At 58.6% G+C, this 21,770-nt stretch carries 21 protein-coding genes and 1 pseudogene; 14 read left to right on the forward strand and 8 right to left on the reverse strand.

What is annotated here, in order from left to right; all coding sequences use genetic code 11:
- Window positions 1-93: 93 nt before the first annotated feature.
- Window positions 94-1,092 (forward strand): NADP-dependent oxidoreductase, encoded by a 999-nt coding sequence (locus JSY17_RS10435; protein ID WP_206401776.1) that lies wholly within the window; start codon window positions 94-96, stop codon window positions 1,090-1,092.
- A gap of 14 nt (window positions 1,093-1,106) precedes the next feature.
- Here JSY17_RS10435 and JSY17_RS10440 read toward each other — a convergent pair whose 3' ends face one another.
- Entirely contained in the window at window positions 1,107-2,060 is a 954-nt protein-coding gene (locus JSY17_RS10440; RefSeq protein WP_117183201.1) for a hypothetical protein, read from the reverse strand.
- Window positions 2,061-2,264: 204 nt separating this feature from the next.
- Here JSY17_RS10440 and JSY17_RS10445 point away from each other — a divergent pair, with 204 nt between their 5' ends.
- From JSY17_RS10445 to JSY17_RS10460, 4 genes are all read left to right on the forward strand, one after another.
- Window positions 2,265-3,317, forward strand: a complete 1,053-nt coding sequence (locus JSY17_RS10445) for an NAD(P)-dependent alcohol dehydrogenase (RefSeq protein ID WP_206401688.1) — start codon at window positions 2,265-2,267, stop codon at window positions 3,315-3,317.
- A gap of 220 nt (window positions 3,318-3,537) precedes the next feature.
- A complete protein-coding gene (locus JSY17_RS10450) occupies window positions 3,538-4,026 on the forward strand; it encodes a (2Fe-2S)-binding protein (protein ID WP_117165529.1) in 489 nt (162 codons plus the stop codon).
- A gap of 102 nt (window positions 4,027-4,128) precedes the next feature.
- A complete protein-coding gene (locus tag JSY17_RS10455) occupies window positions 4,129-6,396 on the forward strand; it encodes a xanthine dehydrogenase family protein molybdopterin-binding subunit (protein ID WP_206401689.1) in 2,268 nt (755 codons plus the stop codon).
- Window positions 6,397-6,416: 20 nt separating this feature from the next.
- A complete protein-coding gene (locus JSY17_RS10460) occupies window positions 6,417-7,784 on the forward strand; it encodes a c-type cytochrome (protein WP_206401690.1) in 1,368 nt (455 codons plus the stop codon).
- Between the two features lie 134 nt (window positions 7,785-7,918).
- Here JSY17_RS10460 and JSY17_RS10465 read toward each other — a convergent pair.
- The 3 genes and pseudogenes from JSY17_RS10465 to JSY17_RS10475 all read right to left on the reverse strand — a co-directional run.
- A pseudogene (locus tag JSY17_RS10465) lies at window positions 7,919-8,038 on the reverse strand (SDR family NAD(P)-dependent oxidoreductase); the annotation flags it as partial.
- Window positions 8,039-8,054: 16 nt separating this feature from the next.
- Window positions 8,055-8,441 carry a superoxide dismutase gene (locus tag JSY17_RS10470; RefSeq protein WP_232849387.1) on the reverse strand — a complete coding sequence of 129 codons (387 nt, stop codon included), beginning with the start codon at window positions 8,439-8,441 and terminating at the stop codon, window positions 8,055-8,057.
- The gene (locus tag JSY17_RS10475; protein WP_200979864.1) at window positions 8,395-8,967 is read right to left on the reverse strand and encodes a flavodoxin family protein; all 573 of its coding nucleotides are present in this window, start codon (window positions 8,965-8,967) and stop codon (window positions 8,395-8,397) included. The genes JSY17_RS10470 and JSY17_RS10475 overlap by 47 nt, the downstream gene beginning before the upstream one ends.
- Window positions 8,968-9,146: 179 nt before the next feature.
- On the opposite strand from JSY17_RS10475, the gene JSY17_RS10480 reads away from it, so the two are divergent.
- From JSY17_RS10480 to JSY17_RS10490, 3 genes are read left to right on the forward strand one after another with little or no spacing between them, the layout of a single operon-like run.
- Window positions 9,147-10,052 carry a LysR family transcriptional regulator gene (locus JSY17_RS10480; RefSeq protein WP_206401691.1) on the forward strand — a complete coding sequence of 302 codons (906 nt, stop codon included), beginning with the start codon at window positions 9,147-9,149 and terminating at the stop codon, window positions 10,050-10,052.
- Between the two features lie 43 nt (window positions 10,053-10,095).
- The gene (locus JSY17_RS10485; protein ID WP_206401692.1) at window positions 10,096-10,485 is read left to right on the forward strand and encodes a putative quinol monooxygenase; all 390 of its coding nucleotides are present in this window, start codon (window positions 10,096-10,098) and stop codon (window positions 10,483-10,485) included.
- Window positions 10,486-10,517: 32 nt separating this feature from the next.
- A complete protein-coding gene (locus JSY17_RS10490) occupies window positions 10,518-10,898 on the forward strand; it encodes a DUF1330 domain-containing protein (protein ID WP_201015930.1) in 381 nt (126 codons plus the stop codon).
- A gap of 234 nt (window positions 10,899-11,132) precedes the next feature.
- Here the strand turns inward: JSY17_RS10490 and JSY17_RS10495 are convergent, their stop codons facing one another.
- A complete protein-coding gene (locus JSY17_RS10495) occupies window positions 11,133-12,098 on the reverse strand; it encodes an ABC transporter substrate-binding protein (RefSeq protein ID WP_206401693.1) in 966 nt (321 codons plus the stop codon).
- Window positions 12,099-12,355: 257 nt separating this feature from the next.
- On the opposite strand from JSY17_RS10495, the gene JSY17_RS10500 reads away from it, so the two are divergent.
- The 4 genes from JSY17_RS10500 to JSY17_RS10515 all read left to right on the forward strand — a co-directional run bounded on the left by JSY17_RS10500 (window position 12,356) and on the right by JSY17_RS10515 (window position 16,616).
- Window positions 12,356-13,315, forward strand: coding sequence for a D-isomer specific 2-hydroxyacid dehydrogenase family protein (locus JSY17_RS10500; RefSeq protein WP_200979733.1), 960 nt, complete (start codon window positions 12,356-12,358; stop codon window positions 13,313-13,315).
- 174 nt (window positions 13,316-13,489) lie between these two features.
- Window positions 13,490-15,637, forward strand: a complete 2,148-nt coding sequence (locus JSY17_RS10505; protein ID WP_206401694.1) for a TonB-dependent receptor — start codon at window positions 13,490-13,492, stop codon at window positions 15,635-15,637.
- 165 nt (window positions 15,638-15,802) lie between these two features.
- On the forward strand, window positions 15,803-15,967 hold the full coding sequence (locus JSY17_RS10510; RefSeq protein WP_206401696.1) for a hypothetical protein: 165 nt from the start codon (window positions 15,803-15,805) through the stop codon (window positions 15,965-15,967).
- A gap of 4 nt (window positions 15,968-15,971) precedes the next feature.
- Complete coding sequence (locus JSY17_RS10515; RefSeq protein WP_117165543.1) at window positions 15,972-16,616, forward strand: helix-turn-helix domain-containing protein; 645 nt, start codon at window positions 15,972-15,974, stop codon at window positions 16,614-16,616.
- A gap of 23 nt (window positions 16,617-16,639) precedes the next feature.
- On the opposite strand, the gene JSY17_RS25655 is transcribed toward JSY17_RS10515, so the two are convergent.
- Entirely contained in the window at window positions 16,640-17,143 is a 504-nt protein-coding gene (locus tag JSY17_RS25655; RefSeq protein ID WP_162880450.1) for a hypothetical protein, read from the reverse strand.
- Between the two features lie 377 nt (window positions 17,144-17,520).
- On the opposite strand from JSY17_RS25655, the gene JSY17_RS10525 reads away from it, so the two are divergent.
- Entirely contained in the window at window positions 17,521-18,351 is an 831-nt protein-coding gene (locus JSY17_RS10525; protein WP_232849389.1) for an IclR family transcriptional regulator, read from the forward strand.
- Here the strand turns inward: JSY17_RS10525 and JSY17_RS10530 are convergent.
- Window positions 18,348-19,841, reverse strand: coding sequence for a class I adenylate-forming enzyme family protein (locus JSY17_RS10530; protein ID WP_206401698.1), 1,494 nt, complete (start codon window positions 19,839-19,841; stop codon window positions 18,348-18,350). The genes JSY17_RS10525 and JSY17_RS10530 overlap by 4 nt on opposite strands.
- A 2-nt stretch (window positions 19,842-19,843) precedes the next feature.
- The gene (locus tag JSY17_RS10535; protein WP_117165546.1) at window positions 19,844-20,866 is read right to left on the reverse strand and encodes an alcohol dehydrogenase catalytic domain-containing protein; all 1,023 of its coding nucleotides are present in this window, start codon (window positions 20,864-20,866) and stop codon (window positions 19,844-19,846) included.
- A gap of 111 nt (window positions 20,867-20,977) precedes the next feature.
- On the opposite strand from JSY17_RS10535, the gene JSY17_RS10540 reads away from it, so the two are divergent.
- On the forward strand, window positions 20,978-21,715 hold the full coding sequence (locus JSY17_RS10540) for an enoyl-CoA hydratase/isomerase family protein (protein ID WP_232849390.1): 738 nt from the start codon (window positions 20,978-20,980) through the stop codon (window positions 21,713-21,715).
- The last annotated feature ends 55 nt before the right edge of the window (window positions 21,716-21,770 follow it).

Below are 21,770 nucleotides of genomic sequence, written 5' to 3' on the forward strand. Positions count from 1 at the left end.
ATCATCATAAATAGGCATTCATACCCCGTCAGCCTGACGAGAAAAGCAGGCTTCCCGGATCGCCCGATTTCCAATCCACAGAGCCAAATCAACATGAAGGCATTTTTCATTGAGCGCTACGGCAAGCACAGCGGACGTTTTGCCGAGTTACCCGACCCGCAAGTGGGGCCCAACGACGTATTGGTTCAAGTGCATGCCACAAGCGTCAATCTTCTGGATTCCAAGATCAGGAAAGGTGAATTCAAGCTGATCCTGCCGTATTCCTTTCCACTGGTGCTGGGTAACGATCTGGCTGGCGTTGTGGTTCGTACAGGGGCTGGTGTGCGGCACTTCAAGCCAGGTGATGAGGTTTATGCGCGTCCTCCTCAGGAGCGAATCGGCACCTTCGCCGAGCTTATCTGCGTCAAGGAAGACTCACTGGCTCTGAAACCCAAGAACATAAGCATGGAGGAAGCAGCATCTATCCCTTTGGTCGCTCTGACGGCCTGGCAGGTACTGGTCGAGACAGCCAGGGTAAAGAAAGGACAGAAAGTACTTATACATGCCGGTTCAGGCGGCGTTGGAACCATCGCCATTCAGCTTGCCAAGCACCTTGGAGCCTTTGTTGCCACAACGACCAGTACGAGCAATGTCCAGTGGGTGAAAGAGCTGGGGGCGGACGTTGTCATCGATTACAAGCAGCAAAGTTTCGAGAGCGAGCTGCACGATTATGACGTCGTACTCAATAGTCTGGGAGCCGACGTTCTGGATAAATCGCTCAAGGTTCTGAAGCCCGGTGGCCAGCTCATTTCCATCTCCGGGCCACCGACGCCTCTGTTCGCTGACGAGCAGAAATTGTCTTGGGGACTAAAGCAGATCATGCGCCTCCTGAGCTATGGCATCAGGAGGAAAGCACGCCAATTCGACGTCAGCTATGCATTCGTTTTCATGCAGGCAAATGGTGCCCAACTGCGTGAAATCAGCACACTGATCGAATCCGGTGCAATCAAGCCGGTGATAGATAGATCCTTCCCGTTCGAGTCGGCAGCAGAGGCTCTGAGTTATGTGGAACAGGGGCGTTCAAAAGGCAAGGTGGTCATTAAAGTCAGGTAAACGCACGACCGACATCAATCGTCCTGATTGGCCAGGACAGCCTCAGCGTTGTCCTTGGCTTTCACCTCGGGCACATACGAAAAACCTGCAGCCTCCCAGTCACGCCAATCGGGGGTGAAGTCTGGTCGCCAAGGTGATGTGATAAGCCCTCTGGGGACGCATCGCCACATCCCTTTATCAAGCTCCACTTGCTTACACCAGAAGAGATGCACCGCTTCACCCTGCTCAATGGCCAGAGGCAAAAGGTTTTCCTCTTGCTCGCCCGGTGCCGGATCCTGCTTCCAGTCCGCAAGCATGTTCTCTCGCACGAGTCTCAAACGCTCGGTCTGCAACTTCAACAGGACGCCTGCCAGTTCCTCAAACCGGCATCCAGGACGTTTGCTTTCATCACCTACAAATCTGTTGAAGCCAATTGATTGGTTAGTCCCGGTCAAGGCATCCAGCTCACGTCCTGTGCGGACATGAAAAGTCACCGCTCCCAGATCAAGGTCGTTTTCATTGAAACTTGAGTCGGAGTTGATATGCGCCAGGATGTAGAACTGTGCGGGGAAAACCTGCTCGGAAAGGTTCTTGTCTTCCATGATGTTCCACCGACAAGTCTTTTTGAGACTCCAGTTCTGGGGAGACGCCGTGCTCTTGATCTCCAGGGTCACGCCCCAGGTCAATTGCAGGTCAAACACATCACCATGGGGCTGTACTTGATAGTGTTTTTCAATGCTTCGAGTCAGATCGCCTTCTTTGGGGTTATCAGTCGTCAGGGTTCTTACCGTATCCCCAACAATGTCGCCACACTTCGCGATCAGGCTCTTGGCAACCAGATACTCGATCAAAACACCGCGCAAGACCGGCACATTCATATTGGAAAATGCCCAGCCCCAGAAATCACTGGCCGTGTAGGGAGTCGTAGCATCACCAAATGAAAACGTGGTTTTCGCTTCAAGAAATTTCTTCAGTTGCTCGGCCTGCATAAAACTCCTTTGCTGTCAGGGATAAAGCATCTGCTTTTGGTAATCCTGAATATAGGGCCATGAGCCATATTTCCAAGTGCTTGGCATTATCCAATCCGGCTCATGTCCGCATGCAGATTGACGCAATTTATCGATGGGTTCTGCGCCTCTAGACTGTTCTTCTCAGCCCGCAAAGGGCTCATGCACTCATGAAAAGGAGAACCCATGACGGTCAAAGCCTACGGCGCCTACGCTGGCGACAAGCCTCTTGAATCACTGGAAATCACTCGTCGCGCTCCGGGTGCTCATGACGTTCAGGTCGATATCGCCTATTGCGGTATTTGCCATTCCGACCTACATCAGGTGCGGGGCGAATGGGCCGGGACTCAGTTTCCTTGCGTGCCGGGCCACGAGATTGTCGGGCGTGTATCCGCAATCGGCGAGCACGTGAAAGGCTTCCAGTTGGGCGATCTGGTCGGTATCGGCTGCATTGTCGACAGTTGCAAGCATTGCGAAGAATGCGATTCGGGCCTCGAAAACTACTGCGACGGCATGATCGGCACTTATAACTTCCCGACTCCAGACGCCCCCGGCTGGACACTCGGAGGTTACTCGGAACAGATCGTGGTACACGAGCGCTACCTGTTGCATATCCGTCACCCGGCAGAACAACTCGCCGCCGTTGCACCGCTACTGTGTGCAGGGATCACCACCTATTCGCCGCTGCGCCACTGGCAGGCCGGCCCCGACAAGAAAGTCGGGATTGTCGGTATCGGTGGCCTTGGTCACATGGGCATCAAGCTGGCTCATGCCATGGGCGCACAGGTGGTAGCGTTCACCACATCGGAATCCAAGCGTGAAGCGGCGAAAGCACTGGGCGCCGACGAAGTTGTGGTCTCTCTCAACGCCGCAGAAATGGCTGCCCATGCCAGAAGCTTCGACCTGATCATCAACACCGTGGCCGCACCGCACAGCCTTGATGACTTTCTGGCGCTATTGAAACGTGACGGCACCCTGACGCTGGTCGGCGCCCCCGCCTCACCGCATCCATCGCCAGAGGTGTTCAACCTGATCTTCAAGCGCCGCTCGATCACCGGTTCCATGATCGGTGGTATCCCCGAAACCCAGGAAATGCTGGATTTCTGTGCCAGACACAACATCGTCTCGGACATCGAGCTGATACGTGCCGAGCAGATCAACGAGGCCTATGAGCGCATGCTAAAGGGCGACGTCAAATACCGCTTCGTGATCGACAACACCACCCTGGCCAGCGCCTGATTCTGGGGTTCAAGGCAACTGCTGTGGCCAGCACCTGGCCTCAGCATGTGCGTAATCGAAGCCTATTAATCAATCCCGCTCATATGGCCTAGAAACCATACGCAATTGAGGGTGCTCAATAGCGTGCTACCGTTTCAGCAGTATTGTGCAAGTGAAACGCTTGCTCCCTGGCCCGCAGATAACACCCCAGGGCATTCCCTCACGAGATGGCTGGATAATCATGGAATTGCAGATTAACGATAAGACCTATCAGGTCCAGTCCGAAGGCGATACCCCGTTGCTGTGGGTCATTCGCGACGAACTCGGGTTGACCGGAACCAAGTACGGCTGTGGCCTCGCTCAATGCGGAGCCTGTTCCGTACTGATCGACGGCGTGGCCGCACGCTCATGCGTCGTGCCGGTCCAGGGTGTGATCGGACGCAAGATCACCACGATCGAAGCCATCGAAGAAGATGACGTGGGCAAGCGAGTGGTCGCTGCCTGGGTCAAGCATCAGGTCCCGCAATGCGGCTACTGCCAGTCCGGCCAGGTCATGGCCGCGACCTCATTGCTCAAGCAGGTCGCCCATCCTTCGGATGCCGAGATCGGTGCCGCGATGATCAACCTGTGCCGTTGCGGCACCTACAACTTCATCAATGCAGCGGTGCATGAAGTGGCTGGAGAAAAGGTCGCGCTGTTCGAACCGGCAGCGACTCCCGGCAAGTCTTGAGCACTGCACGAGGCGCAGACCTCGGCATCGAGCTTCAACAATCGTGATCAGAACCTGAGCGTGGATGCGTCTTGAAAGGGATGGAATCCAGAGGAAATCATAATGACAAAGTTGGCGGACAGTCCCGACACAAGCGAGGCGTTTCCGACAGGGGAAGCGGTCAACATTTCTCGGCGGCGTTTTCTGGTGGCATCGGCCGGCACCATGGCAGGTGCCCTGGTTCTCGGCTTCGGTCTGCCGATGGGCCAGGCCCGTGCCCAGGCCCGAGTGGCAGCAGAGGTTCCGGGTACACGGGTCCCCGCCTTTCTGGAAATTCGTCCGGACAACACGATCCGGTTGCAGAGTCCGTTCATCGAAGGTGGCCAGGGCATTTTTACCGCCATGGCGCAGATTGTCGGTGAAGAACTGGACGCAGATCCGGCCACCTTCATCGTGGAGAACGCCTCTCCCGGCAGCGAGTATGTGGTCCTGAGCAACGGCATGCGGATCACTGGCGGCAGCATGTCGGTACGCATGAGCTATCCCACCATGCGCCGGCTCGGTGCCTTGACGCGGGCAATGTTATTGCAGGCAGGTTCGGAACGACTGGGGGTACCGGTCAGCGAATTGACCACCCAGCCCGGACAGGTCGTTCATGCGGCCTCGGGCAGGACGCTGAGTTACGGCGAACTGGCCTCCCGCGCCATGGACCTGCCGGTCCCCGACCCGGACAGTGTCAAACTCAAGGATCCGAGCCAGTTCCGCTGGATCGGCAAGTCGGTAAAACGTCTGGACGGCTACGAAAAGTCTACAGGCAAGACCCTCTACACCATCGATTGCAGTGTCGATGACATGCTCCACGCGGCCGTACAGCACGCGCCGCGACTCGGCCTGACGGTCGGTTCCATCCGCAACGAAGACCAGATCAAAGCCATGAAAGGCGTTCACTCCGTGCATCGTCTGCCGGGTGCCGTCGCCGTCGTGGCCGAGCGCTGGTGGACGGCCAAACGCGCGGTGGAAGCGGTACAGGTCGACTGGAAGGAACCAGGACCAGACTCGGATCTGCGCTACATGCCGGCGGATTTCTCCACCGCGGCGTTCAGCGAGCGACTGGCCAATGAGCCCGGTGCCGGCAAGGACGACGAGGTTGTAGGCGAAGCCGGCAAGGCTCTGGACAGTGCTCATACCGTTGTCAGCGCCACCTATTACAGCCAGTTTGTTCATCATGCACAGCTGGAGCCGCCTTCCGCGCTGGCGCGCTTCAACCCGGACAGCACACTGGACCTGTGGCTGCCCAACCAGGCACCGGACATGTTCCTGGCCGATGTGGCCAAGAGAACAGGCCTTGAGCCCTCGCAGATCAAGCTGCATTCCCCGGTACTGGGTGGCTTCTTCGGCAGACACTTCCTCTACAACAGTGCCTCGCCCTACCCTCAGGCCATCCAGTTGGCCAAGGAAGTCGGGCGTCCGATCAAACTGATCTGGAGTCGCGAAGAAGAATTCCTGCGCGATGTGCTACGCCCCATGGCCGTCGTTCGTTTCCGTGGCGGACTCGATGCCAAGGGCATGCCTGTCGCACTGGAAGCGGTCAGCGCAACCGAAGGCCCAACCGAAGGCATCAGTAACAAACAGGGAGAAAAAATCGACCCTACCGCCCTGGAAGGACTGGCAGGCAAGGTCTATTCGATCCCCAATCGCAGGATTGCCCAACTGTATGTAAAGAGTCCGGTCATGCTGGGTTACTGGCGCTCGGTCGGCAACTCGATGAACGACTTTCTGTATGAAACCTTCCTTGACGAACTGGCGGACAAGGGCGGTCAGGACCCTTACGAGCTGCGACTGCACTTGCTCAAAGACAACGAGCGGTTGACCAACCTGCTGCGCGCGGTCGGCGATCTGGCCGGTGGCTGGAAGCGCGGTCCGTTCAAGGCCGAGGATGGCACTCTCCGAGCCCGTGGCGTGGCCATGGCATCGCCTTTCGGCACAGAAGCGGCGGTCATTGCGGAAGTCTCGATCAAGAATGGCCAAGTCAAGGTGCACGACATCTGGCAGGCCATCGATCCGGGCAGCATCGTCAATCCGGGCATTATCGAGGCCCAGGTCAATGGTGCCGTTGCGCTGGGTCTTTCGCAGGTCCTGCTTGAAGAAGCGGTCTACGAGAACGGTATCCCCGCAGCCCGCAACTACGACATGTACCCGATCCTGCCACCTGATCGCATGCCTCGCGTGCATGTGAAGATCATCGAGAGCGGCGCGAAAATGGGTGGCATCGGCGAACCGCCGCTGCCCGCCGTTCCGCCAGCAGTGGCCAATGCCGTCGCCCGGCTGACCGGCCAGCGGATTCGCAGCATGCCGCTGTCTCGGTACACCTTCAAAGACCAACAAGCATGACTCGGGCCCAGGGATCACAGATGACAACAAGCAGATTCAAGAAAGTTGCTGCCGTCCTGGTGCCGGTGTGTGTCGTGGCGGCAGCAGGTGTCGCATGGTTCGTGACCCGCACACCCGCCTCACCCTTCGACGGCGTGGCCAGCCCTCAGGCAGCGCCGACGGAGCTGATTCAGCGTGGCGAATACGTGGCCCGGCTCAGCGATTGCGTGGCTTGCCATAGCACACCGGACAGCGCGCCTTTTGCGGGCGGTCTGGAAATGGCCACGCCCCTGGGCTCGATCTTTGCCACCAACATTACCCCCGACAAGGAAACCGGCATCGGCAACTACAGCCTGGCGGAGTTCGACCGGGCACTGCGGCTGGGCGTGGCCCGTGATGGCCATCGGCTTTACCCGGCAATGCCTTATCCGTCTTATGAAAAGCTCAGCCAGGATGATATTCGTGCGCTCTATGCCTACTTCATGCAAGGCGTGAAACCCGTCAGGCAGGAAAACCAGCCAAGCGAAATCCCGTGGCCGCTGAACATGCGCTGGCCCCTGGCGTTGTGGAACGCGGTCTTTACCGACTCCGGAAGCTATATCAAGGCTGAAACCGCAAAAGACCCGTTGTGGCTGCGCGGTGCCTACATTGTGCAAGGTCCCGGACATTGCGGCAGTTGCCACACGCCGCGTGGCCTTGCCATGAACGAGAAAGCCCTGGACGAGCGCAGCCCGGCATTTGTTTCCGGCGCGCTTCTGGATGGCTGGTATGCACCCAGCCTGCGCAACGATCCAAACACCGGGCTTGGCCGCTGGAGCGAGGAAGACATCACACGCTTCCTCAAGACAGGTCGCAATCAGCATGCTGTGGTCTTCGGCTCGATGACCGACGTGTTCAACAACTCCACGCAGTTCATGACCGATGAAGACCTCAAGGCCGTTGCCCACTACCTCAAGTCACTGCCAGGAGATGCCAGGCGTGACGGCGAACCATGGCAATACGATGCAAAATCCAATGCCAACCTGACGGTCAGCGAACAGTTGAAGGTCCCGGGCGCACGCACCTACATGGCCAAGTGCAGCTCCTGCCACGGTTCGGACGGGCGTGGCCAGGGAGAATGGGTCCCGCCTCTGGCCGGAGCCTCATCCTCACTGGCGAAGGAACATGCCTCGTCGATCAACGTCACCCTGAACGGGTCGGGACGTATCGTGGCCAATGGCGTACCGGATGCCTACCGCATGCCTCCGTTCCGCAATCAGCTTTCCGATCAGGAAACTGCAGATGTGCTGACCTTTATCCGCACTTCATGGGGTAACAAGGGCGGGCCGGTCGGCGTGAAGGATGTGCAGGACCTTCGCGAACGGACCAATCCGGCCAGCAGCAATGTGATCATTCTGCAGATGCGCTAAAGCCTGTGTTGCGGGATCAACCTCGATCCGCGCAATCCTCACAAGCAGCGGGTGGCCTGGAGGGGATGGCTGACTTGAATCAATCATGTCCATCCCCTCCTCGATCAAAACTGCTGGCAGGAATCGCATTGTGCTCGTAGTGCCCCGAGCACAACTTTAGCCCCGGCCTGCACGAGATGCCGTGCCGTCTCGGCGCCCAGGCCACTGCTGGCCCCGGTGATGACAACCGCCTTGTTGCTGATGTCTTGCAGCATGGTTTTCTCCTTTCAGTCAGATCAGCCGCTCGGTATTGCCTGGTTCAAAAAGCATTTCCCAAGAAGTGAAAGGACCCAGCGGGATGATTTCCCAATCGATAAGCCCGGCCTCAGCCAACGGAAACTCACACAGTGCTTGTCGTGCCGCGTCAATCGATTCGCATTCGACAATCAGCGCAACACCGGGGCGATCTTGGCGAAAGTAGAAGTCGCGCACGATGCCGTTCTTGTAGAGCTGCCAGGCGTGACGCACTTCATCCAGCAGGTGGGGCTGGTACTTTTCCGGGCTGGCACCAGGTTGTGGAACATCGAGACAAAGTAATTTCATTGGAAAGCTCGCTTGTTGAAGTACCAGATCAGAGCGGTTGAAGGCGGAGCACGGTTTCAGCAACGCGCTGCCCAAGATAGGCAGCGGTTTCCAGATCACTCTTGAGCGGTGTGTCATCCGGCCCTTGATCGCTATTGGATTGCGCCATCGCGCCCAGCCAGCTACCCAGCCTGTTGAGTCCCTGCTCGCCGCCTTTGCTGGTGCTGTTACCTGGCTTCAGGTCGAGCCCTACCCACAGCATCCCGTGCTGAGCAGCAAACAACGCCATGGAAATAAGCGAATGCAGCTTGTCGCCGTTTTGCGCACCCGAATTCGTAAAACCGGCGGCAACCTTGTTGCCCCACTTCAAGTCATTCCAGGCATGCCGGGTGGAGTCCTCGCAAAACTGTTTGAAGCGGGCACTGGGCGAACCGTTGTAGGTGGGAGAACCAAAAACGATTGCATCGCTTGCCTCAAGGACATCCCAGGCTATCGAACCTTCGGATAACGCGATCAAGCGGGCCTCGGCACCCTCAATCCGGCGCACGCCCTCGGCCACATATTGAGCCTGCCTGGCGGTGTGGCCCCAGCCACTGTCATAAACGATAGAAATCAACATGATTCATGAGTCCTTCTTAAGCCATGGATAGAAAGGAAAGCGACGCTGACAGGTCGCAGCACTGGCTCCGTAAAGGCACCAATAGCTCAGGAAGGAAGTTTATAGTAGAGTAATAATCACCATTGCCGATATTTATTCTCCTTAAAGTAGAACCACAGGCACCAATTGAGAGACGAGAATTCATGAGAGATCCTCTGGATGGCGTTGCCCTGTTCGTCGAGGTCGTCAATGCAGGCGGTTTTGCTCGTGCTGCCGAGCAGTTATCGCTGACGCGCTCAGCGGTGGGCAAAGCGATTGCCCGAGTGGAGGAGCGGCTGGGGGTGCGGCTGTTCCATCGCACCACTCGAACCCAGAGTCTGACCGAGGATGGGCAGCTCTATTACGAACACTGCCTGCGTGCACTGGACGAAGTCCGTTCAGCCCAATCCCTGATCGAATCAGGCCTGCACGAGATTGCCGGTCGCATGCGCATCACCATGCCCATCCTGTTCGGGCAACACTGTGCGACCCCGTTGTTGATGGAACAGGCACGCGAGCACTCAAAGCTGGAACTTGATCTGCATCTGTCCGATCAGTCGATGGATCTGATCGCTGAAGGCTTCGACCTGGCGATTCGTTTTGGCCCACTGTCGCAGTTGAACGGCCTGCAAGCCCAGCACTTGGCCGTACAACAAAAACTGTTGTGTGCCTCGCCGGCTTATCTGGCGGAAAAAGGACATCCACGCACCATCGCGCAGTTGATGGATCACAAGGCGGTTCTGTATCACCGACGCGATTACACCCAGACCTGGCCGGTTTTCGACATGGATGGGCAACTCAAGAACTTGTCCCCTGCACCGCGCATCCGGCTGAACGATCTGTCTTCAATCGCCGATGCGGTCGAGGCCGGCATGGGTATCGGCTGGCTGCCTTCCTGGCTGATACGTGATCGTCTACGGTCGGGCGCAATCGTCCAGCTTCTGGAAAACCATCCTCCCACCACCATGGATTGTCACGCTGTCTGGCCGCAGATGCGGCAGATGCCCAAGCGGCTTCGCCATTTCATCGACGTGCTGGCGAACCGACTGCCGGAAATGATGCTCTTTTGAATCGCCCAATCCATAACCCCAGCCATGACATCAAGGATCGACCATGAAACTTCGCCGTCTGTTTTCCACCTGCTCCATGACGCTTTGCCTGCTCGCATCGGGCTGGGCCAGCGCCCAACAGCTTCCGCCTTCGGTGGTGGTCCGCGTCGCACAGCTTGAGATCGACCCGCAGCAACTGGAACGCTACTCGCAGATCGTCAAGGAAGAGATGGACATTTCCGCACGGGACGAACCGGGCGTGATCGCCATTTATTCAGTGGCCGAGAAAGAACAGTCCAACAAGCTCCACTTCTTTGAAATCTACGCCGACGAGCAGGCCTACAAGGCCCATATCGCCTCAGCACATTTCAAACACTATGTAGAAGCAACCAGAACGATGATTGTCTCGCGCAAGCTGATCGAGACGACACCGGTCCAATTGAGCGTGAAATAAACCATCGTGCGGATTATCACTGGGAGAACATCATGAAAAAGCTTGCCTGTCTGATGCTGGCCGCTGCCAGTCTTGCCATGAGTGCAGCATTCGCTCAAACGCCTGGATCTATGGCGTACTACGTCGCCGAATTCGAGCCCACCATACCGGGAGCCATCAAACCTTATAGCGATCGGGTAGAAGACACTTTCAAACCCTTTGGCGGACGCTTCATCGTGCGCGGTGGAGAAATCGATGCTCTGGAGGGTGAAAAACCCATGGGAAGAATGATCGTCATCGCGTTCGACAACATTGAGCAGGCCCGAGCATGGTACAGCTCGCCAGCCTATGAAGAGCTCAAGCCGATCCGCCACAAGGCAGGAAAAACCAACGTTTACATCGTGCAGGGAATACAGCCGCCCCTACCCCAGTGAATTCGCTCCCATCCAAAATGCAACATCATGAATTACAGAGCTTTTCTGTAGGAGCGCGCTTGCCCTGAGCGGCACTCCGACGATCGACTGCGTAGCAGTCGTAGATTTTACGAGCGCAGCGCACTCGATCGCGGGCAAGCACGCTCCTACACCGTCCCCTGTTTGCGGCGCGATAGCGCAGTGTCAGGGACACGCCAGAGCCTCCTATGCCGACAGGTTGAGCCCTTTAACAGATCAAGGATTCTGCGTCACCGCATCAGCCGCAGGCAGTACGAAACCTGTAGCGAAGGTCGGCTTGACGTCCAGTGGCTTGGCGATCAGGCCATGGGCCTGGTAGAAATCGGCAGTTTCCTGTTGTTCGGCGATGGTCTTGGCATCCACGGATTGCCAGCGCAGTTTGCGACGCTCGAATTGCAGGCGCGCTGCCTCCTGGGGAAAGCCGATAATCTGCGCCAGGGTTTTTGAATAGCTGTCGAGGTTCTGGTACGCCCAGACCTGTGCATCGGCCAGTCGTACCAGATAATCCTGCAACGCTTCGCGACGGGCCGGGTCGGCCAGTGCCTTGTCGGTAGCGGCCAGGAAACTGTTGCCGCTGGACAGCCCGCGACCATTGACCAGCACCCTGCCCTGACCACTGAGTTCAGCCAGCGCGGTGTAGGGTTCCCATGTCGCCCAGGCATCGACAGAACCATTGGCCAGCGCAACCTTGGCATCCACCGGACCAAGGAAACGGAACTCCACGTCCTTCTCACTCAAACCGGCGCTGGCCAGAGCCTTGAGGGCGATGTAGTGACCAATCGAGCCGCGCCCCGTGGCGATGCGCTTGCCTTTGAGGTCCGCCGCCATTTGCAGCGACGACCTGGGCTCGACCAGCACTGCCGTGCCGTAGGCGTCGGACTTGTCTACAGCGATGGCCTTGACCTGTGCCCCGGAAGCCAGTGCGAACAACAGCGGCGCATCACCGATGATGCCAGCGTCAACCGCCCCGGCATTCAAGGCTTCAGCCAGCGGTGCAGCGGCCGGGAACTCCGCCCAGCGAATGTCATAAGGCAGATCACGCAGAGCATCAGCGGCTTCCAACTGAGCGCGCATGTTGCCTTTCTGGTCGCCGATGCGCAGTTCGATACGTTGCTCGGCCAGGGTGGGGCCTGCCAGCAGCAGGGCGGCGCCAAGCGCCAGGATTCTTGCAAAAGGGGGCATCGCGGACATTCTCCGTGGCTGAGGCAGCCTGTGGTCAGGTTCTGGAGAATGACTGTACCGGCAAGTCAATAATCAGTGAAATGCATTTTAGTCATATCCTAATATGCGTAATTTTTTAATTATTGCCATTAGCTTATACCAAAAAAGAATTTTACAGCAGGAATTACCAAGAATACGGTCATAAGCATCGCCCCCACCTGGGCGGGATAACAGCGCCCGGATCGGGCGCTCTCCGTGTTTCCTGTGATGAGTACCCGATGAATCAACCTCCTGCTAGCACTGTCAGCGTGATCGCCAGCCAACTGGATGCCCAGACCAACGAATCGATCCGTCGACTGTTACCCGGCCACCGGATACTGGACCTGACGCCCGATCAGTTCAATGCCGAGCGTGCCGATGTGGTGATCCTGCGTCCGGTCAATGTGCGTGGTCGACGCGTGGATGAACCGCCGCGTGGCTGGCCGTGGTCGTTGCGCTGGGTACAACTGGTGTCTTCGGGTATCGACTTCTATCCCGACTGGCTGTTTCAGGGACCACCGGTCACCAGCGGCAAGGGCAGCAATGCCGAACAGGTCGCCGAGTTCGCACTGGCAGCCATTTTTTGCGCAGCCAAGCGACTGCCGGACATCTGGGTCAAGGATGACGACTGGAACTTCAGCCAGTTGCAACCGGTGCGTGGCCGTACCCTGGGGATTCTCGGGCTGGGCAGCATCGGCCATAGCCTGGCGGCCAAAGCTGCGGCGCTGGGCATGCGTGTCATTGCCCTTGGCCGGCCCGATCAGCCATTGAAAGAACTGCCCCATGTAGAAGCAGCCGAAAACCTCCATCATCTGTTTGCCGAATCCGACCATCTGGTGCTGGCTGCGCCCCTGACAGCACAGACCCGTGGCCTGATCAATCGTGAAGTACTGGCCAGTTCCAGGCCCGGCCTGCATTTGATCAATATTGCCCGTGGCGGACTGCTCGACCAGCAGGCACTGCTCGAAGCACTCGAAGCAGGATGGATTGGCCGCGCCACACTGGATGTGACCGAGCCCGAGCCACTGCCGGCAGGCCACCCGCTGTACAGCGACCCGCGGGTCTTGATCTCGCCGCATACCTGCGCACTGTCCACCGACGGCATTCGCGGCTTCGTCGACGATTTCGTCGAGAACTTCAAGCGCTACCGCCAGGGCTTGCCCCTGAACAATCTGGTGGATCACCAGCGCGGCTACTGAATTCGCTACAACCCCGACCACCCCCTGAAAAAGCACTGCCCCTTTACAGACTGACCGACCCCGACCCGGCGGAGGCACAGGACTCCTGCACCCTCCCCGGCTCTCGTGCGTTTGCGTGGACGGCTGCAGGTTGAACACACCAACCGAGCATATTGACTGTCAGGTACTCCGTCCATGGCCCAACCGACCTTGCGTTACCGCATTTCCCCGATCCTGCTGTCCTTGCCCCTGAGTGCTTTCGCCGCCAGCGACCCGCTGCCGGAAGAGCGCCTGCCCAGCGTCACTGTCACGGCCGAACACCGTCAGGAAAACCTGCAGAAAACCCCGCTGGCGATCAGCGCCTTCGACGAAAACACTCTGCGCGACCAGCAGATCAACAATATCCGCGACCTCTCCGGCCGGGTGCCGAACCTGACCCTCAATCGACAGTCGATCTCCTACAGTGCGCAGACCTACGGTATTCGCGGCATCGGTGAAACCGATCCGATCCAGGAAGCGGCCGTCGCGGTGTATGCCGACGATCTGTATATCCCCCGGGCGATTTCCTCGATGCTTGATTTCAACGATGTCGAGCGCGTCGAAGTGTTGCGCGGCCCCCAGGGCACGCTCTATGGCCGCAACAGCGCAGCCGGGGCGATTCGTGTGATCACCCGCGACCCGAACCAGGAAACCCGTGGTTTCGTCGAGCTCGGTGCAGGGACTTACAACGCGCAAAGCAGCCGCCTGCTGATCAGCGGCCCCTTGGTGGATAACACCCTGTTCGGCAGTTTTTCCGCGTTGCGCCTGAGTCGCGACGGCACGGTGCGCAACCGGACCCGGGATACCGATGTGAACAATGTCGACATCCAGTCCTATCGCGGCAAGTTGCGCCTGGCCCCGCTGGACTCGCCATGGGACACGCAACTGACCCTGGCGGGTACCTTTGACCGTGGCGACACCACCAGCTACACGCCTTTCGATCCGGCCACCGGTCGTTTCGACAAGTTCAAGACCTACAGCAGCCTCGACCCGAAGAACCGCCTCGATCAGGGCAGCGCCGTGCTGCGGGCGATCTATACCTTCGACGAACACCTGAATTTCAAGTCGGTCACCGGCTGGTCGGCCTTCGATCAACCGGTGGACTACGACAACTCCGGCGAAGCCAACAGCGGTAACGCCGCGCCAGTGCAAAACAACCTGATCCACTACAAGCAGCGCTACGCCACCCAGGAATTCCAGCTCAATGGCGACTACGAGCGTTTCAACTACACCCTCGGTGTCTACCTGTATAAAGAGCGCTTCCGCGCCGAACGCGACAGCCTGACCTATTCGGTCGCTGCCGACCGGGTCAATGCCAGCGGCCAGTACAGCACCACCGACACCGAAAGCTACGCGCTCTATGGCCAGGGCAACTACAAACTGACACCGCGCCTGTCATTGACCGCCGGCCTGCGCTACACCAGCGAACACAAGAACTTCGATTACAAGAATTACCGGATCACCACTGCACGTGAGATCACCGGCCTCAACTTCGATGCCGAAACCAGCGACAGTTGGGCTTCACTGAGTCCGAAAGTGGGCCTGGAATACGCCTGGAGCGACAGCCTGACCCAATACGGTTACGTGGCCAAAGGCTTCAAGGCGGGCGGTTTCGACAACCGCGCACCGACCCAGGCCGCTGCTCTGCAAGGTTTCGAACCGGAAAACGTGATTACCTATGAAACCGGCTTCAAGGGCGATTACCTCGGGGGTCGCCTGCGCAGCAATATCGCGGTGTTCTATAACGATTATCGCGACCTGCAGACCAACGCCTGGGATCCGGCCATCAGCGCCAACCTGCGCACCAATGTCGGCAGCGCCCACAGTTACGGTGTCGAGCTGGAAAACACCGCGCTGCTCAACCGCGACCTGACCCTGACCGCCAATCTGGGTTACCTCAAGGCCCAGTACGACGACTTCAAGAACGCCGCCGGTGCGGGCGTGGATGCCGATGGCAACTGGATGGTCTTCGCACCCCGCTGGAACGCCTCGCTGGGTCTGAACTGGACAGTGCCGGTCAATGTGCCTGGCGCTCTGGTGGCGGGCACCGACTGGCAGTTCCAGACCAAGTCCTACGCCAACGCCGTGAATGGCGATATCTACGAAGTCCCCCAGCAGAGTTTCTGGAACGCCAACACCAGTTACAGCAGTGGCGACGGTCACTGGACCACCACCCTGGCGGTAAAAAACCTGCTCAACCGCGCCTACCCGCAAAGCATCGCCTATTCGGCGGCCAGCAGCACTGCGTACTACGCAGTCAACGACCCGCGCACCATCACCCTGAGCGTGCGTTACGACCTGTAATCGAAAGCGTGATCGGCCTGCATCGATATGCAAAGTATCGATGCAGGCAGCGCTGAAATTTCTTATTCCAGAAACGAATCAACACATGAAAACAAAGTATTTATCGTTCTATAAAAAAGCCCTTAGTCTCAACCCATGCCCAGCTTCGCAAACAAGGATTTCCCCATGAGCCACTCAGAACAGATCATCGACTTGAGCCTGTATCGCAAACGCAGGCACGCACAGCAGCTGGGCCGTCTGATGTGGGCGATGTACGCGCATCAGGCAGGGATTGCGATACAACCGGGAAGCGAAGGTCTCGCGTCGCCGAAAACACCTCGCCAAGCCTGACGCCATGACGACATCGGACCGTTTTCTGGCGACATCGATTGATACACCTCTGGACCTTGCCCAAGAGACGGCCACCAACGAAGACGACCTCATCGGCTCCCGTGTCGCTCAGAACCTGCAACGCCTGCGCAGCAAACGCCAGTTGTCACTGGATGCTCTGGCAAGATTGAGCGGGGTCAGCCGGGCGATGCTGGCACAGATCGAGTCCGGGCGCAGCGTGCCCTCGATCAAGGTACTGTTCAAGATTGCCAAGGGTGTCAGGGTTTCGGTTGCAGCCTTTCTGGAAAACCGCGAATGCGAAGGTGTGACCGTCCTGCCGGCGCGCGACAGCAAACGCCTGGTCAGTGCCAGCGGCGACTTTGTCAGCCGGGCGCTCTACCCGTACGACACATCGCGTCACGTTGAATTCTATGAGTTACGGATCAGCCCGCTGGGCGAGGAATATTCCGCCGAGCACGGTCCGGGCGTGCAGGAGAATCTGGTGGTCGCGCAAGGTGCGCTGGAGATCAGTGTGAATGAGGAACGTTTCCTGCTTTCCACTGGCGATTCGATCATGTTCTATGCCGACCAGCCCCACCGCTACCGCAATCCGGTAGACAGTGAGGCGGTGGCCTACCTGGTGGTGACCCACCCCGAGCGCCGCGACTGAGGTTCGCGGCACCCGGCATCGGATCAGCAGGTGCAGCACATCATTGGCATGCCATTGCAGCTCATCATCATCGGCATGCTGCAGTCGTTCATCATTTTCATCATCAGCATGCAGCAGTTGTTCATCATGTCCATGCTCATGCCAGGCATCGGCATCATCTTGCAGGTCATGCCGTCAGCCATCATGGTGCACTCCATCATGCACTTCATCATCGGCATGCCCATCATTGGCATCGACATCCCCATCATCGGCATGTTCATGGACATTGCCATGGCCGCTTCGGACATGCACATCATCGACATGTTCGCGCACTGCATCATGACCGGCATGCCGCAGTTCATCATCATCTGCATCATTTCGGCGTTGTTCTTGAACATGGCCATGTCCATGCCAGCCGCCGGCTTCATGGTGCACATCATTCCGTCTTCGACCATGGTGCAAGTCATGGTTGCCATCATCATCGGCATGCCCATCATTGGCATCATCGGCATGTTGGCGCTCATTGGCATCTGCATCGCGTTCATCATGGTGAAAGTCCTCTTCAATTTGACGATAGGGTGTGGAGCTGATGGGGGCCGATTCTAGGCTCAAGCGTACACACGGCAAGATGCTGGCAAAACAGCACCGGATGCTGTCGGGACAAACGGTTTTGCGCCAATTACCCGCACCTGAACTGCAATAAAAGACAAATGACTGTTATTGCATCCGTTGATTACTTTTCAGCAACAGATATAGCGCAATGGATATCGCCACAGGTTTTATGCTCATAACCCAAATGAATATTTGATCTAAACGCTTCGCAAATAAACCGGCAGCCAGTGCCTTGCATAAACTCCACTCAACGTCAGTTGACTCTTCACCCGGCATCCGATCACGGCTAACCTTGGCGACCGGTCAGGCCAGCATGTCGCGCCTGCCGATCAAAATGCTCTCGGAAAACACTGCCACGATGGATATCTCTTCGACTCACCCCGCACTCAACGGCAGCAAGGAAAACGCTGGCGGCGGGCGCGTTCAGGTCATCGACCGCTCGATTGTTCTGCTACGAACCCTGGCCGGCCTCAAGAACGGTGCCAGTGCGCTGGATCTGGCACGCCTGACCGGCATCGACCGCTCCACCATCCATCGTCTGCTCAAGACCCTGACCCACTGGAGCCTGATCGAGTCCCAGGGGGCGACCTATCGCATAGGTCCCGAGAGCCTGATCTACTCGGCGGCCTATCTGAACCGCATGAACCTGCGCAAGATCGCCCTGCCCTATGCCATCGAACTGCAGCGGGTGATCGGCGAGCGTCAGGCAATCGTTTCTCTATCGATACCGGTGGGCGATCAGGTGGTGCTGATCGAGCGGATGTGGACACCGACCACACCGCTTAACGTCATCGTCGACCTGGCCGATCAGTACCCCATCGATGGCAGCCCCAGCGGGCGGGCCGTGCTGTCCACTTACAGTGAAAAAGCGGCGCTGAACATTCTGGGCCAGGAGCGTTATGCCAAAGTGCTTCGCGCACTGGAGCAGATCCGCAACCAGCAGGATTTTGCTTTCGGCCATGGCGAGTTCAAGCCGGGCCTGTCGTCCGTGGCCTTTCCGATCCGCCTCGAAAAAGGCATGGCCCTGGGAGCAGTGGTGGTGGCAGGCCTGGCGATGGAGGATGAAACCCATCCCGCCTCGCCACTGGCCAGCCATGTGCGTCGCGCCTGTGAAGGCATTGCCGCGCAACTGGGCAACCTTTAAACCGGCAACTGCGGCCCCAGCGCCGCAAGCAGGCGATTTTTCTGCACCTTGCCGTAGTGCGAACGCGGCAACTCATCGATGAAATAGATCTGTCGCGGAACCTTGTGCCGCGACAGACTGGCGCGACAATGCTCGGTCAGTTGCGGCAACGAGGGGGCATTGGCCGGATCGACCACCACTGCCGCACACACCTGCTCGCCCCATTCGATATCCGCCAGCCCGAATACATGGGCCTCCTTGACGCCGGGGTAGCTCAGCAGGCTTTGCTCGACTTCGCCGGGCTGCACCGACTTGCCGCCACTGCGGATGATGTCCTTGCAGCGGCCAAGCACCACCAATTGCCCGTCTTCACGAATCCGGCCCAGGTCGCCGCTGCGCAACCAGCCGTCAGCCAGCACTTCGGCACTGCGGACTTGCTGCTGCCAGTAGCCGCTCATCAATTGCGGCCCGCCCAGCAGAATCTCGCCCACACCGTTGGCATCGGGCTGATGGATACGGATGGCCGCAGAAAACAACGGGCGCCCCACCACGCCTTCGGCGCTTTCTCCGGCATTACGTAACGCAGTCATTTGCGCAGCCGCAAGGTAACAACTCCAGGGCGCCTCGGTCATGCCGTAAAGCACACTGATTCGCCCGCTGAACAACCTGAAAGAGCCTTCAAGCACTTCACCGGTCAAGGCCGCTGCGCCGATATCCAGACTCTTGAAAGCAGGCAATTGCGCAGGCTCGCTGCCGTTTTCCCGCAGCAGACGCAACAACTGAGTCGGCACCAGAGAACTGAAGGCGACCCGCTGCTCTCGCAATTGATGCAGAAAGGTCGTGCTGTCGAAACGACCACCCAGCACCACGTGCCCGCCACTGAGCAGATGCGCCAATACCGCCACTGCCGCAATGGGCCACAACGGACGGACATTGAGCAGCACATCGCCGACAACAGCGCCACGCCCCATCACGATGTTCTGCAACACCGCACAAAGACTGGCATGCCGGTGCATGACGGCCTTGGGCACGCCGGTGGTGCCGCCGGTATAGTTCAGAGAAGCCAGGGCCTGGGCCGCTTGGGCGGCGCGTAGCCCGATATCGGCAGGCGCTGTTTCGATAACCGAATCCAGAGCCCGGCATGAGATGCCTGCCAGCGTCAGGTCTTCGGCAACCGCTGCGTACTGACTGGAAAACAACAGCAAGGCCGCACCGGCATCGCGCAATTGAGCCAGAAGTTCATCGAGGGCCAGCGCTGGATCAAGTGGCACGCGGACACGTCCGTTGGCCATGCAGCCATAGTCGGCGATCAGGTAATCGATACTGGCATCAGCCAGCAATGCCACCCGGGCACCGGGCTCGATAGCCAGCCGCTCCAGCACCTGACCGAATGCTGTAACGGCACGGTCAAGCTCCAGAAAGCTCAGACTGCGGGCGCTGGCCGGTTCGCTCAGTGCAGGCAGGTCTGGCCATTTTCGGGCTGCCTGTTCCAGCAGAGTACTGATATCCATGGCTACCACCCGCTCAGGACGATGCGTCCATTGACCTGGCGCGACTCCAGCAGCGCATGGGCCTCGCTCACCTGTTGAAACGGCAATACCCGGTCAATCAACGGTCGGACCTGCCCGCCATGAATCAGCGCCAGAGCAACCCGCAGCTCTTCCACGGTGGCACTGCCCGAACCCTGAACCTTGAGCCGCCGACCGATCAGCAAGCCAGGCGGAATCGGCACGCTCCCCGGCTGGACATTGCCCAGCACCACCACACGACCGCCAAGGGTCATGCTGCGCAAGGTGTCTTCAAGGGTGTGACCGAGATTTTCCATCGCCACATCCACACCGCGCTTGCCGGTCAGCTTCCAGACCTCGGCACTGTAACTACCGTTGGAAACCACTACTTCATGGGCACCCAGCTCGTGGAGAAAATCGCGCTTCGCGGCGCTGCCGGTGACGGCAATCACTCGCGCACCCAGCGCCCGTGCCAGTTGGATCTGATGCGCACCCAAGCCACCGCTGGCACCGTTGATCAATACGGTTTCGCCCGGTTTGAGTGCCGCCTCGCCGTGCAAGGCACGCACGCTGGTGGCAATCGGGCAGGAGGCCAACGCTGCCAGGGTGTAATCCAGGCCGTCAGGCAGTTCGATGGCCGAAATCGCCGGAATCCGCAGGTATTGCGCGTAGGCCCCTTCGGTGTCCACCGATGGCAGGCCCAGTGCGCGACACAAATCCTGGCGTCCGCGCAGGCAGTCGCGGCACTGGCCGCAGAAACGTCGCTGATAGACCACAACCCTGGAGCCGACCACCAACTGCAAAACGCCTGCACCGACTTCCACCACCTCGCCGGCCACTTCATGGCCCAGTACCACGCCGGTATGCGCACCCGGCAAATGCCCGGCACGGTGCAGCAAATCGTGATGACAGACGCCCGCCGCATGAACCTTGACCAGCACTTCACCCGGACCGATCTGCGGCGTAGGCACTTCTTCGACTTGCAGTTGCTCAGGCCCGCCGAAGGCTTTCAGGACTATCGCTTTCATTTTTTATAACCATTAGTGACTCACTAAGAATATGTTCATATAACAAACATATTGTTTGCATTATGAACATCAATTAAGTTTTCCCCACTTTGACGCGGACCTCAAGAGGCAATGCGTCTTTCTTTCACACTCAGCGAAATCGAAGTCATGACAGTCGAGTATCAACACCTTGGGGAAGGCGTCCTGCAGGTCACTCTCAACCGCCCCGAGCGTCTGAATGCCCTGGACAGCCAGGCCAAACGCGAACTGGGCGAGATCTGGCAGCGCGCCGCAGACGACCAGAGCGTGCGAGCAATCGTGCTGCGAGGTGCGGGCGAGCGAGCGTTCTGTGCCGGCTCCGATCTCAAGGAAATCGAGGCCACCGGCGAAGCCGTGAGCAGCGCATTGCTCGCCCGTGCCCTGCCAGGCGTCGGCTTTGATCTGAACAAACCGGTGATCGCGGCACTGCACGGCCACACATTGGGCCTGGGCATCAGCCTGGCGATTCATTGCGACTTTCGCATTGCCCGGCATGACACCCGTTTCAGCTTCCCGGAAGTCCAGCACGGCATGCTGTCGGGTTTCAGCGCCATCACCCTGCCGGGGCTGATCGGCGAAGCGGCGGCTCTGGACATCATGCTCAGTGCCCGCAAGTTCGATGCTTCCCAGGCACTGGCCATGGGACTGGTCAACCAGCTCGCGGACGACGCCCATGCCAGCGCGCTGGAGCTGGCATCACGTCTGGCCGCCCACTCCCCCAAGGCGGTGGAATGGACCAAGGCTTTGCTGCTGGCCCAGAGAAAGAGCCGACTTCAGCAGCACATGGCGCTGGTCGATCAGGCCCGTCAGGACGTCATGCTTTACCGATAACCACAATAACCAACACTTTTCGCCTCGCCAGTACTGTCAGGAACACCCACCACCA

Origin of the sequence: Pseudomonas capsici (assembly GCF_017165765.1) — a bacterium.
Classification (GTDB): domain Bacteria; phylum Pseudomonadota; class Gammaproteobacteria; order Pseudomonadales; family Pseudomonadaceae; genus Aquipseudomonas; species Aquipseudomonas capsici.